This window comes from Ancylobacter sp. 3268 (genome assembly GCF_031456575.1).
In the GTDB taxonomy this organism is placed as follows: Bacteria; Pseudomonadota; Alphaproteobacteria; order Rhizobiales; family Xanthobacteraceae; genus Ancylobacter.
In genome coordinates this window covers 137,667-150,998 of the sequence record NZ_JAVDUX010000006.1, presented here as the reverse complement: position 1 = coordinate 150,998, position 13,332 = coordinate 137,667, and the positions used below count along the sequence as shown (strand labels likewise).

14 protein-coding genes are annotated in these 13,332 nt (G+C 68.7%); 11 read left to right on the top strand and 3 right to left on the bottom strand.

Annotated features, from left to right (window positions below):
* Positions 1-12: 12 nt before the first annotated feature.
* The 3 genes from mutM to J2X65_RS10765 are packed head-to-tail and all read right to left on the bottom strand — an operon-like array spanning position 13 to position 2,128.
* A complete protein-coding gene (gene mutM / locus J2X65_RS10775; RefSeq protein WP_310200908.1) occupies positions 13-942 on the bottom strand; it encodes a bifunctional DNA-formamidopyrimidine glycosylase/DNA-(apurinic or apyrimidinic site) lyase in 930 nt (309 codons plus the stop codon).
* 26 nt (positions 943-968) lie between these two features.
* Positions 969-1,607: an HAD family phosphatase gene (locus tag J2X65_RS10770; protein ID WP_310200907.1), complete on the bottom strand. Its 639-nt coding sequence runs from the start codon at positions 1,605-1,607 to the stop codon at positions 969-971.
* An 11-nt stretch (positions 1,608-1,618) separates the two neighbouring features.
* Positions 1,619-2,128 (bottom strand): invasion associated locus B family protein, encoded by a 510-nt coding sequence (locus tag J2X65_RS10765; protein ID WP_310200906.1) that lies wholly within the window; start codon positions 2,126-2,128, stop codon positions 1,619-1,621.
* 420 nt (positions 2,129-2,548) lie between these two features.
* Between J2X65_RS10765 and coxB the strand changes: the two genes are divergently transcribed.
* The 11 genes from coxB to J2X65_RS10710 all read left to right on the top strand — a co-directional run bounded on the left by coxB (position 2,549) and on the right by J2X65_RS10710 (position 13,122).
* On the top strand, positions 2,549-3,451 hold the full coding sequence (coxB, locus tag J2X65_RS10760; RefSeq protein WP_310200905.1) for a cytochrome c oxidase subunit II: 903 nt from the start codon (positions 2,549-2,551) through the stop codon (positions 3,449-3,451).
* Positions 3,452-3,591: 140 nt separating this feature from the next.
* Positions 3,592-5,208: a cytochrome c oxidase subunit I gene (gene ctaD, locus J2X65_RS10755; protein ID WP_310200904.1), complete on the top strand. Its 1,617-nt coding sequence runs from the start codon at positions 3,592-3,594 to the stop codon at positions 5,206-5,208.
* A 121-nt stretch (positions 5,209-5,329) separates the two neighbouring features.
* The gene (locus J2X65_RS10750; RefSeq protein ID WP_310200903.1) at positions 5,330-6,292 is read left to right on the top strand and encodes a heme o synthase; all 963 of its coding nucleotides are present in this window, start codon (positions 5,330-5,332) and stop codon (positions 6,290-6,292) included.
* Between the two features lie 25 nt (positions 6,293-6,317).
* Positions 6,318-6,557, top strand: coding sequence for a hypothetical protein (locus tag J2X65_RS10745; RefSeq protein WP_310201066.1), 240 nt, complete (start codon positions 6,318-6,320; stop codon positions 6,555-6,557).
* A 7-nt stretch (positions 6,558-6,564) separates the two neighbouring features.
* On the top strand, positions 6,565-7,203 hold the full coding sequence (locus tag J2X65_RS10740) for a cytochrome c oxidase assembly protein (RefSeq protein WP_310200902.1): 639 nt from the start codon (positions 6,565-6,567) through the stop codon (positions 7,201-7,203).
* A 225-nt stretch (positions 7,204-7,428) separates the two neighbouring features.
* Complete coding sequence (locus J2X65_RS10735; protein WP_310200901.1) at positions 7,429-8,265, top strand: cytochrome c oxidase subunit 3; 837 nt, start codon at positions 7,429-7,431, stop codon at positions 8,263-8,265.
* Between the two features lie 160 nt (positions 8,266-8,425).
* Positions 8,426-8,812, top strand: a complete 387-nt coding sequence (locus J2X65_RS10730) for a DUF983 domain-containing protein (protein WP_310201062.1) — start codon at positions 8,426-8,428, stop codon at positions 8,810-8,812.
* The gene (locus tag J2X65_RS10725) at positions 8,809-9,570 is read left to right on the top strand and encodes an SURF1 family protein (RefSeq protein WP_310200900.1); all 762 of its coding nucleotides are present in this window, start codon (positions 8,809-8,811) and stop codon (positions 9,568-9,570) included. Before J2X65_RS10730 ends, J2X65_RS10725 begins: the two co-directional genes overlap by 4 nt.
* 169 nt (positions 9,571-9,739) lie before the next feature.
* Positions 9,740-11,149: a threonine synthase gene (thrC, locus tag J2X65_RS10720; protein WP_310200899.1), complete on the top strand. Its 1,410-nt coding sequence runs from the start codon at positions 9,740-9,742 to the stop codon at positions 11,147-11,149.
* The gene (locus J2X65_RS10715) at positions 11,146-12,444 is read left to right on the top strand and encodes a pitrilysin family protein (RefSeq protein WP_310200898.1); all 1,299 of its coding nucleotides are present in this window, start codon (positions 11,146-11,148) and stop codon (positions 12,442-12,444) included. Before thrC ends, J2X65_RS10715 begins: the two co-directional genes overlap by 4 nt.
* Positions 12,445-12,474: 30 nt before the next feature.
* Positions 12,475-13,122 (top strand): GNAT family protein, encoded by a 648-nt coding sequence (locus J2X65_RS10710; protein ID WP_310200897.1) that lies wholly within the window; start codon positions 12,475-12,477, stop codon positions 13,120-13,122.
* Positions 13,123-13,332 lie beyond the last annotated feature (210 nt).

Here is a 13,332-nt window from a genome sequence, read left to right as displayed (position 1 = left end):
GGCACGTAATCCTTATTTCTGGCAGGTCCTGCAATGGAACGTGGAGCGCCCGGACTGTACGAGCCGCTCGATCTCGCCTCCGCAGCCGGGGGTGAGGCAAGCCTCGCCGGCGCGGCCATAGGCGCGGAAGGAATGCTGGAAATAACCAAGCGTGCCATCAACTTGCGCGTGATCGCGCAGGGTCGAGCCGCCGGCCCGGATCGCTTCCTCCAGCACCTCGCGGATCGCCGCCACCAGGCGCTCGATCAGGAGGGTGGGGTGTATGATGGGAGCGATCTCGCCGTCCGGATGTCCGGTGAGATCGACCAGGCTTGCCGCCGGGCGTTCCGGAGCGATTCCTGCCCGGTGCAGCGCCTCGCAGACATAGATGTTGCCCAGCCCGGCCACCACGCTCTGGTCGAGCAGCACCGCCTTGATCGGCGAGCGGCGGCCGGCGCAGGCGGCGGCCAGCGCCGCGGCGTCGAAGGCGTTGCCGAGCGGCTCGGGCCCGAGCGAGCGGAACAGCGGGTGCTCCTCCAGCCCGGCGCGCGGCACCAGCAGCATCGCCCCGAAGCGGCGAGGGTCGTTGTAGACGATCCGAGTGCCGCCCTCGAAGCCGAGCTCGACATGATCATGCGCCGCCGCCTTGGAGCGGGGGAGGGCGAAGGCGCCGGGGAGCCGGGGCTCCGTCGCCGGCGCCTCGATGCGGAAGGAGCCGGACATGCCGAGATGCATGACCAGCACCTCGGCGGGATGGCCGTTCTCCGCTTCGAGGTCGGCGACGAGATATTTCGCCCGCCGCCCGAGCCCGGCGACCCGCCGGCCGGCGAGCCGTTCGGCGAAGCGCTCCGGCAGTGGCCAGCGCAGATCCGGCCTATGCGCCACCGCCTCGACGAGCCGCGCGCCCTCCATCACCGGGGCTAGGCCACGGCGGACGGTTTCGACTTCCGGCAGTTCGGGCATGGTGCGCTCCTCGCGAGGGACGCACTCTATATAAGAGAGAGACCGGCGAGAAACCCTTCCAGGCCGGCGGCATCGGTGAAGCGATGCGCGTGCAGGCCGGCGGCGCGGGCTCCGTCTATGTTCACCTGCTTGTCGTCGATCATCACCGCTTCCTGCGGCGCGGCGCCATAGAGCGCGGCGAGGCGGCGATAGATCGCCGGATCCGGCTTCTTGGTGTTGAACTCGGCGGCGACATGCATGGCCGGGCCGAACACCTCGCGCAGGCCGGGCACCAGAAGGTCGAAATGCTCCTTCATGATGTGCCCGTTATTGGTGAGCAGCGCGATGGGGGTGCGCTGGGCCACACGCCGCGCCAGCGCCACCGACTCTGGGAACAGCGTCATGGCGAGGCCACGGGTGCGCGTCCATTCCGGCCGCCCGAACGGCACGCGCAACGCCGCCGAGATGGCCGCGAGATAGGCGTCGGCATCCAGGCGTCCGGCATCGGCCGCGTCCTCGATGCCGTCCTCCCAGATCAGCCGGGCGACATCGTCGAGGCCGAGGCCCGCCAGCTCGGCGATCGCCCGCTGGCGCGCCGCCACATCGTAATGCAGCAGCACGTCGTCCATGTCGAAGATGACGAGGCGGGGAGCGGTGAGCCGGGAAGCCGAGCCGGCGGGAGCCATCTGCGCCCCCGTCACGGCAGGGCGTCGTATCCTTCGCCGAACCCCTTGAGGCTGAGCGGGATGCCGATTCCCTCTTCCGGGGTCTGGAACACGATGAAGGTGGCGTTCTGCCCGGTGCGCAGCTGCTGGGTCAGCTTGTCGTCCAGCACCACTTCGGCGACGCAGCCATTCGGCACGCAGCGTACGAAGCCGGCGCGGCCGACATCGGTCTGGTCGATCTTCAGGCCGAGGCCGGAGGGCAGCAGCACGCCGAGCGGGGCAAGCACGCGTAGCAGGCGGCTCTGGCCGTCGGCGGTCTTCAGCACGATGACGGTGAGGCCGACATTCGGCCGGTCGTCGGCCTGCACGCTCTGCAGCAGCACGCACTGCTCGGACTGGGCGCCGGGCGGCGTGTCGCAGCGGATCTGCCATTCGCCGTGCACCGAGCGCACGACGCCCTGGGCATGCGCCGCACCGCCGGCGAAGCCGACGAGAAGAAGCACCGCCAGTATGGCAGGGTGGAGGGCCGGGAAGCCGCGCATGGGCCTTGTCTCCCATAAGGATTGGTCGTTCGGGCGAAACCCGGAGCGACGATAATAACGGGCGGTGAAAAAAGGGCGAATCGCCGTGACGACGATCGCTGCCCTCCCCGGGTCCCGATCGGACCCCCGCTCGGGGAAAGGGGGTTACAGCGCTCCCGCGCGATGTCAAGAATGCGGCGCCGGCTTCCCGGTCTCTTGCCCGAATTCCCGCCTTCACGTTGCTTTCAGCGGCCTGTGGCGGCCTCGCTTCGGGGGTAGAACCGTTCCAGGCACCCGACGTCTTGTCGCAGAGGCAGAGGCGGTTGTTTCGTTGCCCGGTGGGTTATTTTGTGTTTGATGAAGATCAAATGTGACCGGCCGGCCCTGCCTTGCAGGCGCCTCGCCGGGAAGGACTGGACGTCGAGGGGAGTGACGATCGCGATGAATGGGCGGACGATCGGTAATTGGACCAGCCATAACTGGATCAGCCCCGCCTTGCGCGCCGGCGCAGGCTTCGTCGGCGCCGCCGCCGGCGTGCTGGGTTTCGCCGGCGCGGCCTTCGCCGGCACCGGCCAGCCTTCCCCTTGGCAGATCAACCTGCAGGGCGCGGCCAGCCCGGTGATGGAAAGCATCCACTCCTTCCACTTCTTCCTGCTGGTCATCATCGTCGCGGTGGTGCTGCTGGTGGCGGTGCTGATGGCGGTTGTGGCGTTCAAGTTCAACGAGAAAGCCAACCCGGTGCCCTCGCGCACCACCCACAACACCCTCATCGAGGTGCTGTGGACAGTGGTGCCGGTGCTGATCCTGGTGGCGATCGCCATTCCCTCCTTCCGCCTGCTGTTCCTGCAGCTCGACCTGCCCAAGGCGGAGCTGACGGTGAAGGTGACCGGCCACCAGTGGTACTGGTCCTACGAATATCCCGACAACGGCCCGTTCGGCTTCGACAGCATGATGGTGCAGGAAGCCGACCTCCAGCCCGGCCAGCCGCGCCTGCTCGCGGTGGACAACGAGGTGGTGGTGCCGGTGAACAAGATCGTGCGCATCCAGGTCACCTCCGCCGACGTGATCCATTCCTTCGCGGTGCCGTCCTTCGGCGTGAAGATCGACGCCCTGCCGGGCCGCCTGAACGAGAGTTGGTTCCAGGCGAGCAAGGAAGGGGTGTATTATGGCCAGTGCTCCGAGCTCTGCGGCAAGGACCACGCCTTCATGCCGCTCGCCATACGGGTGGTGAGCGAGGCGGACTTCGCCACCTGGGTGGAAGAGGCCAAGCAGAAATTCGCGGCGGGCGAGGCTCCGGCCCGCGTCGCCGCCAACGAGAACGCGCAGCTGCCGGCGGCCCGCTGACCGGTGGCGGACGCCGGGTCCGCAAGCCGGGCCCTGGCGGGCTGGGCCCCGAAAAGGCCGGCTCCGGCAAAACCGGTTCCGGCAAGTCGGGTTGAGGGATTTAAGAAGCGCGTGCAAACGCGCGAGTGAGGGACGGATCTATGGCGACGTATGCAGCCGGTCACGCGCAAGGTCACCACGCGCACTCGGGCGACCCGACGGGTTGGAAGCGCTGGGTCTATTCGACCAACAACAAGGACATCGGCCTGATGTACCTGATCTTCGCCATCGTGGCGGGGATCGTCGGCGGCGCGCTCTCCATCGGCATCCGCATGGAGCTGCAGGAGCCGGGGATGCAGATCTTCTCCGATCCGCAGACCTTCAACGTGTTCACCACCGGCCACGGCCTCATCATGATCTTCTTCATGGTGATGCCGGCGATGATCGGCGGCTATGGCAATTATTTCGTGCCGCTGATGATCGGCGCGCCCGACACCGCCTTCCCGCGCATCAACAACGTCGCCTTCTGGCTGCTGCCCCCGGCCTTCGCGCTGGCGATCCTGTCGCTGTTCGTCGAGGGCGCCGCCGGCTCGACCGGCTTCGGCGGCGGCTGGACCATCTATCCGCCGCTCTCCTCCAAGCTCGGCCATCCCGGCCCGGCGATGGACCTCCTGATCCTGTCGCTGCATATCGCCGGCGCTTCCTCGGTGCTCGGCGCGATCAACCTGATCACCACCATCCTGAACATGCGCGCCCCGGGCATGACGCTGCACAAGATGCCGCTCTTCGCCTGGTCGCAGCTGGTGACCGCCTTCCTGCTGCTGCTGTCGCTGCCGGTGCTGGCCGGCGCCATCACCATGCTGCTCACCGACCGCAATTTCGGCACCACCTTCTTCGACCCGGCCGGCGGCGGCGACCCGATCCTGTTCCAGCACCTGTTCTGGTTCTTCGGCCACCCCGAAGTGTACATCCTGATCCTGCCGGGCTTCGGCATCATCTCGCACATCGTCGCCACCTTCTCGAAGAAGCCGGTGTTCGGCTATCTCGGCATGGCCTATGCCATGGTCGCCATCGGCGTGGTCGGCTTCGTGGTGTGGGCGCACCACATGTATACGGTCGGCCTGTCCTCCTCGACCCAGGCCTATTTCGTGGCGGCGACGATGATCATCGCGGTGCCGACGGGGGTGAAGATCTTCTCCTGGATCGCTACCATGTGGGGCGGCTCGCTCTCCTTCCGCACCCCGATGCTGTGGGCCTTCGGCTTCATCTTCCTGTTCACCGTCGGCGGCGTGACCGGCGTGGTGCTGTCCAATGCCGGCATCGACCGCTCGCTGCACGACACCTATTACGTGGTGGCCCACTTCCACTACGTGCTGTCGCTGGGCGCGGTGTTCGCCATCTTCGCCGGCTGGTACTACTGGGCGCCGAAGATGTTCGGCTACATGTACTCCGAGACCATCGGCAAGCTGCATTTCTGGCTGACCTTCGTCGGCGTGAACCTGGTGTTCTTCCCGCAGCACTTCCTCGGCCTCGCCGGCATGCCCCGCCGCTATGCCGACTATCCCGACGCCTTCGCCGGCTGGAACTTCGTCTCCTCGATCGGCTCGTATATTTCGGGCTTCGCGGTGCTGGTGTTCCTGTACGGCATCTACCGCATGTTCGCCGCCAAGGTGCCGGCCGGTGCCAATCCGTGGGGCGAAGGCGCGACGACGCTGGAATGGACGCTGCCCTCGCCGCCGCCCTTCCATCACTTCGACGTTTTGCCGCGCATCAAGTGAGCGGACGCGGATCCGGACGGCGCCCCCCGTGGCGCGCCGCCCGACACGTGCAGGAAGCGCCGCCCGCGTGGCGGCGCAGTGAAGCCGCAGGCGCCGCCACGTGCAGCGCTGGAGTGACCAAATGACCGACGTCGCATCCCGCGATTATGCCATCACCGCCGAGGAGCGCCCGCTCGACGGGCCTTCCTATGCCTCGGTGTCCGATTATCTGGCGCTGCTGAAGCCGCGGGTGATGTCGCTCGTGGTGTTCACGGCGCTGGTCGGCATATTGCGGGCGCCGGGCGAGGTGCACCCGGTGATCGCCTTCACCGCGCTGCTGTGCATCGCCATCGGCGCCGGCGCCTCCGGCGCGCTCAACATGTGGTGGGACGCCGATATCGACGCGGTGATGAGCCGGACCAAGCGCCGGCCGATCCCCGCCGGCCGCGTCACCCCCGGCGAGGCGCTGGCCTTCGGCATGACGCTGTCGGTCGGCTCGGTGCTGGTGCTCGGCCTCCTGGTCAACGAACTGGCGGCGGCGCTGCTGGCCTTCACCATCTTCTTCTACGTGGTGATCTACACCATGTGGCTGAAGCGCTCGACGCCGCAGAACATCGTGATCGGCGGCGCCGCCGGCGCCTTCCCGCCCATGGTCGGCTGGGCCGCCGCCTCGGGAGGCATCGGCCTCGAGAGCGTGCTGCTGTTTCTCATCATCTTCTTCTGGACGCCGCCGCATTTCTGGGCGCTGTCGCTCTACAAGGCCGACGACTACGCCCGTGCCGGCGTGCCGATGCTGCCGGTGGTCTCCGGCCCGGACGAGACGCGCCGGCAGATCCTGCTCTACACGCTGCTGCTGGTGCCGCTGGCGATGTCGCCCTATTTCCTCGGCATGGCCGGCCTCGCCTATGGCGTAGTTTCCGGCATCACCGGGGCGATGATGCTGGCGCTTGCCATGAAGGTCTACCGCCTCCGCGAGGGCGCGGCGGCCACCAAGGCCTGCAAGCAGCTGTTCGGCTTCTCCATCCTCTATCTGTTCACGCTCTTCGCGGTGCTGCTCGTCGAGGCGCTGCATGTGCCGTCCTGGCTTTCCGGGCTCGGGAGCTGAGCCGATGGCGCAAGGGAGCCTGACCATGACCGAGCGAGACGGTGCGCCGCAGGACAGCAGCCGGCGCGATGCGCTGCCGGACGCCGAGGGCCGGCGCGAGCCCGCCGAGGCGCCGGTGGATGGCGTGGTGCTCAGCGAGGAACAGCGCCGCCGCCGCCGCTCGCGTTCCGTCGCCATCGCGGTCGTGCTCGGCGCGCTGTGCGTGCTGTTCTATGTCGTCACCATCGTGAAGCTCGGCCCCGCCGTGCTGATCCGGCCGCTGTGAGGCGAAGATGAGCGCCAGCGAGACACCCCGCCGGGAGCCTGCCGGCGCCGGAAGCCCGTCCACCCCCCGCCGGCATGGCCTGGTGGCGGCGGGATGCCTCGCCTTCGTCGCCGTCATGGTCGGCGCGGCCTATGCCTCGGTGCCGCTCTACCAGCTTTTCTGCCAGGTGACCGGCTTCGGCGGCACCACCCAGGTCGCGGCCAGCGCCCCGGCCACCACCTCCGATCGCGAGATCGAGATCCGCTTCGACGCCAATGTCGCGCCGGGCCTGCCCTGGCGATTCCTCCCCGAGCAGCGCGCGGTGACGGTGAAGCTGGGCGAGACCAAGCTGGCCTACTACAAGGTCGAGAATATCGGCGCCAAGCCGGTGACGGCGACGGCGAGCTACAACGTGACCCCGGCGCAGGCCGGCTACCACTTCGCCAAGATGCAGTGCTTCTGCTTCACCGACCAGACTTTGCAGCCGGGCGAGGTGCTGGACATGCCGGTGGTGTTCTTCGTCGATCCGGCGCTGGCCGACGACCCGGACGCGACCGGCGTGAAGACCATCACCCTTTCCTACACCTTCTTCGCCAAGGCCAAGCTCGCGGAGCCGGTGGCCGTGGCGCCGCCGAAGCCGGGCGAAGAGAGCAAGTCCCCGCTCTAAGGCGTTTTCCCATCCATCGCGGACACGGCGGTGGATGGGAAAGTGCCCTAGGGTTCGAGACGTGGAGCCGGTTTTGCCGAAGCGGTACAGCTTCTGCGGGGCCGGTTCCGGCGCCGGCGCGGCGGGCGGATACGCCGCAGCCGGGGCGTGACCTAGAGGCAGAACGACACATTGCGGCCGCAAAGTCGGACCGCTAGGAATAAGACGGAACGGAGAGCGCGACCCATGGCCGAGGCCCACGCCAAGCAACACGACTACCACCTCGTCGATCCGAGCCCGTGGCCGTTCGTGGTTTCCGTCTTCGCCTTCATCCTGGCGGTGGGCGCGGTGTTCTGGATGCATGGCCAGCTCACCTCGCTGGTGATGATCGTGGGCATGCTCGGCGTCGTCTACACCATGGGCGTGTGGTGGCGGGACGTCATCCGCGAAGGCCAGCAGCACTACCACACCCGCGTGGTGCAGCTGCATCTGCGCTACGGCATGATCCTGTTCATCGCCTCCGAGGTGATGTTCTTCGTCGCGTGGTTCTGGGCGTTCTTCGACGCCTCGATCTATGCCGGCGAGGCGATCAACTATACCCGCGCCGAATTCACCGGCGGCCACTGGCCGCCGCAGGGCATCGAGACCTTCGATCCCTGGCACCTGCCGCTGCTCAACACGCTGATCCTGCTGACCTCCGGCACCACGCTGACCTGGGCGCACCATGCGCTGGTCCATGGCGACCGCCAGAGCGCGAAATGGGGCCTGTGGTGCACGGTGGCGCTCGGCGTGCTGTTCTCCAGCCTCCAGGCCTATGAATACGCCCACGCCAGCTTCGCCTTCTCCGGCAACATCTACGGCGCCACCTTCTTCATGGCGACCGGCTTCCACGGCTTCCACGTCATCGTCGGCACGATCTTCCTCGCTGTCTGCCTCGGGCGGCTCTATGCCGGCCACTTCACCCCGACCGCGCATTTCGGCTTCGAGGCGGCGGCCTGGTACTGGCACTTCGTCGACGTGGTCTGGCTGTTCCTGTTCACCTTCATCTATGTTTGGGGCGCCGGCACCATCGCCGCACACTGAGCGGTTCACCGCAGGGCTTTGGCGGGGCGGCGGGGGCCGCCCCGTTTGCGTTTGCAGGTGGCAGAAAGCCGCCGGAAGGCGCGAGACAGCCGCCGGGCGACGTGCGACACAGGCGGATGGCCGGTCGCGCGGCCGGCGGGGCGGCGACGGAGAGACGATGATGGACCTGCAGCCCTTCCATACCGGCACCTCGCCCTATGCCGCCGGCCTGAGCTGCCGCTGCCCGCGCTGCGGCCGCGGCAAGCTGTTCTCCGGCTTCCTCACCGTCGCCCCTTCCTGCACCCAATGCGGGCTCGACTACAGCTTCGACGATTCCGGCGACGGGCCGGTGGTGTTCATCATCCTCGCCGCCGGCTCGCTGGTGGTCGGCCTCGCCCTCTGGGTCGAGCTCTCCTGGTCGCCGCCGCTCTGGGTGCATGCGCTGCTGTGGACGCCGCTGGTGCTGGTCTCGACGCTCGGCCTGCTGCGCCCGCTAAAGGCGACGCTGATCGCGCTGCAATACGCCAAGAAGGCGGAGCAGGGCCGGCTCGACAAGGGTGACGCGTGAACGATTCCGTGCCTGCGGTCCGCCGCCCGATGAAGCGTGGCCGCCTCATCGGCCTGGCCGCCAGCCTCCTCGCCTTTGCAATGCTAGTGTCGCTCGGTGTCTGGCAGCTGGAGCGGCTGGCCTGGAAACAGGAACTGATCGCCACGGTCGAGGCCCGCATCCATGAGACGGCGGTGCCGGTGCCCGAGGAGCAGGACTGGGACAAGGTCGACTACGAGAATGACGAGTATCGCCGGGTCCATGCCACCGGCCGCTTCCGCCACGATCTAGAGGTGCAGGTCTATACGCTCGCCGACCAGACGCCGGACGGCGGTGGCGGACCGGGCTATTGGGTGATCACGCCGCTGGTCACCGCCGAGGGGGCGGCAATCCTGGTCAATCGCGGCTTCGTGCCGATGCGGCTGAAGGATCCGGCCGGCCGGGCCGAAGGCCAGGTCGACGGGGTGGTCACGGTCACCGGGCTGATCCGGTTGCCGGAGGAGGGCGGGCTGTTCACCCCGCCGAACGACCCGGCCAGGGATGCCTGGTATGTGCGCGACCCTTTCGCCATCGGCGACGCCAAGGGATTGCTGCGGGTGGCGCCGTTCCTGATCGATGCCGACGCCGCCGCCAATCCCGGCGGCTGGCCGCAGGGCGGCCTGACGCGCATCGCCTTTCCCAACCGGCATTTTGAGTATGCGCTGACCTGGTTCGGCCTCGCCGCCTCGCTCGCCGGGGTGGGAGCGGCGGTGCTGTGGCGGCGCCGGCGCCGCGACTGAGCCGGCGACGGGCGGGCCGCGCGGCCTCTGCCCCGCGACCTGCGCCCGCGGCGCATGTGCCGCGGCGCGCGCCCGTCGCGACGCGCTTGCCTCGCGGGCGCGCCGCCACTAGGTTGCGGCGCTTTCCGGGGCCCAGTCTGCCCCGATCGGTTCCATTGGAGGCGCGAGGTTGCGCTACATCTCGACACGCGGCGAGGCGCCGGCGCTCGCCTTTTCCGACGCGCTGCTGGCCGGGCTCGCCCGCGACGGCGGGCTCTACGTTCCCGAGGCCTATCCCGCGCTCGCCCCCGCCGACATCGCCCGGCTCGCCGGCCATTCCTATGCCGAGGTGGCGGGCCGGGTGATCGCGCCCTTCGTCGACGCCGCCTTCGCGCCCGCCGTGCTGGCGCCGATGCTGGAGGAGGCCTATGCGGGCTTCCGCCATGCCGCGACGACGCCGCTCACCCAGATCGCGCCGAACCGATTCGTGCTGGAGCTGTTCCACGGCCCGACGCTGGCGTTCAAGGACGTCGCCATGCAGCTGCTCGGCCGCATGATGGACCATGTGCTGGCCGAGCGGGATTCGCGCGCGACCATCGTCGGCGCCACCTCCGGCGACACCGGCTCGGCGGCGATCGAGGCGTTCCGCGGCCGGGCGCGGACGGATGTGTTCATCCTCTATCCGGCCGGGCGCGTCTCCGAGGTGCAGCGCCGGCAGATGACCACGGTGCCGGACGCCAATGTCCACGCCATCGCCATCGAGGGCACCTTCGACGACTGCCAGGCCCATGTGAAGGCGCTGTTCAACGACCACGCCTTCCGCGACCGCATGGCGCTGGCGGGGGTGAACTCGATCAACTGGGCGCGGATCGTCGCGCAGGTGGTGTACTACTTCTATGCGGGGGTGGCGCTCGGGGCACCCTATCGCCCGGTGTCCTTCGTGGTGCCGACCGGCAATTTCGGCGACATCCTCGCCGGCTATGTCGCCAAGCGCATGGGCCTCACCGTGGCGCGGCTCGCCATCGCCACCAATGTGAACGACATCCTCGCCCGCACGCTGGCCACCGGCCGCTACGAGGCGACGGGGGTGGTGCCGTCCTCCTCGCCATCGATGGACATCGAGGTGTCGTCGAATTTCGAGCGGCTGCTGTTCGATGCCCATGACCGCGACGCCGGGGCGTTGCGCGGGCTGATGGCGTCGCTGGCGCAGTCCGGCGCCTTCTCGCCGTCCAACGAGGCGCTCGCCGCCATCCGCGCCGAATTCGACGCCGGCCGCGCCGACGAGCAGGAGACCGCCGCCACCATCGCCCGGGTGCGGGCCGAGACCGGCTATCTCCTCGACCCGCATACCGCCGTCGCGGTGACGGTGGCCGAGAAGCTGAAGCATGAGCCGAAGGTGCCGCAGGTGGTGCTGTCCACCGCGCATCCGGCCAAGTTCCCCGATGCGGTGGAGAAGGCCTGCGGCGAGCGCCCGGCGCTGCCGCCGCATCTCGCCGACCTTCTCGACCGCCCCGAGCGCACGCCGACGCTGCCGAACGACATCGCGGCGATCCGCGGCTACATCCAGGCGCATGCGCGCATCGCGACCGACGCGATATGAGTGACATCGACATGAACGAGCCGCGCATCACCACGCTGGAGAACGGCGTCACCGTCATCAGCGACGCCATGGGGCACCTCGCCACCGCCTCACTCGGCATCTGGACCGGCGCCGGCTCGCGCGACGAGGCGACCGGCGAGCACGGCATCTCGCATCTGCTCGAGCACATGGCGTTCAAGGGCACGCGCCGGCGCTCGGCCCGCGCCATCGCCGAGGAGATCGAGGCGGTCGGCGGCGACATCAACGCCGCCACCAGCGTCGAGCACACCTCCTACAATGCGCGGGTGCTCGGCGAGGACATGCCGCTCGCCATCGACGTGCTCTCCGACATCCTCACCGAGCCGGCCTTCGACCCCGAGGAGCTGGTGCGCGAGCACAACGTCATCATCCAGGAGATCGGCGCCGCGCTCGACACGCCGGACGACCTGGTGTTCGACCTGTTCCAGGAGCGCGCCTTCCCCGGCCAGCCGGTGGGCCGCTCCATTCTCGGCACGCCGGCGAGCGTGAAGTCGTTCGGCCCAGAGGCGCTGCGCAGCTACCTCGACCGCAACTACCGCACCGGCCGGATGATCGTCGCCGGTGCCGGGGCGATCGACCATGACCGTCTTGTCGAGGAGGCCGGCCGTCGCCTCGCCGGCCTGCCGGTGGGCGACAAGCCGGCCCCGGTGGCGGCCGCCTATCAGGGCGGCGTCGAGATCGGCGGCGGGCGCGATCTCGAGCAGGCGCATGTGCTGGTCGGCCTCGAGGGCCTGTCCTATCGCGATCCCGGCATCCACGCGCTGCAGGTGTTCACCAACATCCTCGGCGGCGGCATGTCGTCGCGGCTGTTTCAGGAGGTGCGGGAAAAGCGGGGGCTCTGCTACGCGGTCTATGCCTTCCACTGGAGCTATGGCGACACCGGGCTGTTCGGCGTCTATGCCGGCACCGATGCCGGCGATCTCGGCGAACTGGTGAACGTCGTCGTCGATGAGATCGGCGAGACGGTGGAGACCCTTACCGAGGCCGAGCTCGCCCGCTCCAAGGCGCAGGCCAAGGTCGGGCTGCTGGCGGCGCTGGAGAGCTCCGGCGCGCGGGCGGACCAGCTCGCCCGCCAGATGCTGGCCTTCGGCCGGCCGATTCCGCTGGAGGAGATCGTTGCCAAGGTGGAGGCGGTGACGCTGGAGGACGCCCGTGCGGCCGGGCGGCGGCTGCTTGCCGGCGGCAAAGCGGGCACCCGGCCGACTTTCGCGGCGCTGGGACCGCAGAAGCCTCTTGAAACCGCGGCCCGCTTCGCCGAACGTCTGGGGTCGGCCTGAATCCCTCAGGCTGAGTATGCCCGTCGACCCATGGCTCTGTTCCGCAGCGTTTCCTGGCCGGAACCGCCCTCGCTGATCGAGGGCGAAGGCGTCATCCTGCGCGTGCCGCAAATGTCGGACTACGCTGCCTGGGCGACGCTGCGGGAGGAAAGCCGCAGCTTCCTCGCCCCCTGGGAGCCGCTGTGGCCGGCGCACGACCTGACGCGCGGCGCCTTTCGCCGCCGCATGCGCCGCTATGCCCGCGACCTGAAGGAAGACAACGCCTATCCGTTCCTCGTGCTGCGGGCCGCCGACCGGGTGCTGCTTGGCGGATTGTCGCTGTCGAATGTCCGGCGCGGCGTCACCCAGACGGCCAATCTCGGCTACTGGATGGGCGCGCCCTTCGCCGGCAAGGGCCATATGACGGCGGCGGTGCGCGCACTTCTTCCCTATGCGCATGGCACGCTGGGCCTGCGGCGCATCGAGGCCGCCTGCCTGCCGAGCAACCAGCCCTCGATCCGACTGCTGCAGCGGGTCGGCTTCCGCCGCGAGGGCTATGGCCGGGAATATCTCTGCATCAACGGCGTGTGGCAGGACCATCTGCTGTTCGCACGGCTCTCCAGCGACCCGGTGGCTCCGGCGCCGGCCCCGGCCCGCCCGACGCTGGTGCGCGATGCCGACGAGGAACGGGGCGGCTGAGCCTCAGGGTCGAGAGAACCCCGGACCGCCGCCGTGCCGGCGGTCGCTCCGCGGTGGTGCCGCGCGCGTGACATGGAGCTCAAGGGGAAGTGGAAGGAGAGTCGTGTCGGGGCAAGGGCGGCATGTCCATGGCAACGGCCAGTGTTCAGAGGCGCTTCAGTCTGGAATTCATATAAAAAGTGTTCTCTCCAGACTAGAAATGATAAAAAC

What these genes read in the sequence shown, in the direction of transcription:
- mutM (WP_310200908.1), bottom strand. Translation starts at nt 942, where the DNA reads ATGCCCGAACTGCCGGAAGTCGAAACCGTCCGCCGTGGCCTAGCCCCG.
- J2X65_RS10770 (WP_310200907.1), bottom strand. Translation starts at nt 1,607, where the DNA reads ATGGCTCCCGCCGGCTCGGCTTCCCGGCTCACCGCTCCCCGCCTCGTC.
- J2X65_RS10765 (WP_310200906.1), bottom strand. Translation starts at nt 2,128, where the DNA reads ATGCGCGGCTTCCCGGCCCTCCACCCTGCCATACTGGCGGTGCTTCTT.
- coxB (WP_310200905.1), top strand. Translation starts at nt 2,549, where the DNA reads ATGAATGGGCGGACGATCGGTAATTGGACCAGCCATAACTGGATCAGC.
- ctaD (WP_310200904.1), top strand. Translation starts at nt 3,592, where the DNA reads ATGGCGACGTATGCAGCCGGTCACGCGCAAGGTCACCACGCGCACTCG.
- J2X65_RS10750 (WP_310200903.1), top strand. Translation starts at nt 5,330, where the DNA reads ATGACCGACGTCGCATCCCGCGATTATGCCATCACCGCCGAGGAGCGC.
- J2X65_RS10745 (WP_310201066.1), top strand. Translation starts at nt 6,318, where the DNA reads ATGACCGAGCGAGACGGTGCGCCGCAGGACAGCAGCCGGCGCGATGCG.
- J2X65_RS10740 (WP_310200902.1), top strand. Translation starts at nt 6,565, where the DNA reads ATGAGCGCCAGCGAGACACCCCGCCGGGAGCCTGCCGGCGCCGGAAGC.
- J2X65_RS10735 (WP_310200901.1), top strand. Translation starts at nt 7,429, where the DNA reads ATGGCCGAGGCCCACGCCAAGCAACACGACTACCACCTCGTCGATCCG.
- J2X65_RS10730 (WP_310201062.1), top strand. Translation starts at nt 8,426, where the DNA reads ATGGACCTGCAGCCCTTCCATACCGGCACCTCGCCCTATGCCGCCGGC.
- J2X65_RS10715 (WP_310200898.1), top strand. Translation starts at nt 11,146, where the DNA reads ATGAGTGACATCGACATGAACGAGCCGCGCATCACCACGCTGGAGAAC.
- J2X65_RS10710 (WP_310200897.1), top strand. Translation starts at nt 12,475, where the DNA reads ATGGCTCTGTTCCGCAGCGTTTCCTGGCCGGAACCGCCCTCGCTGATC.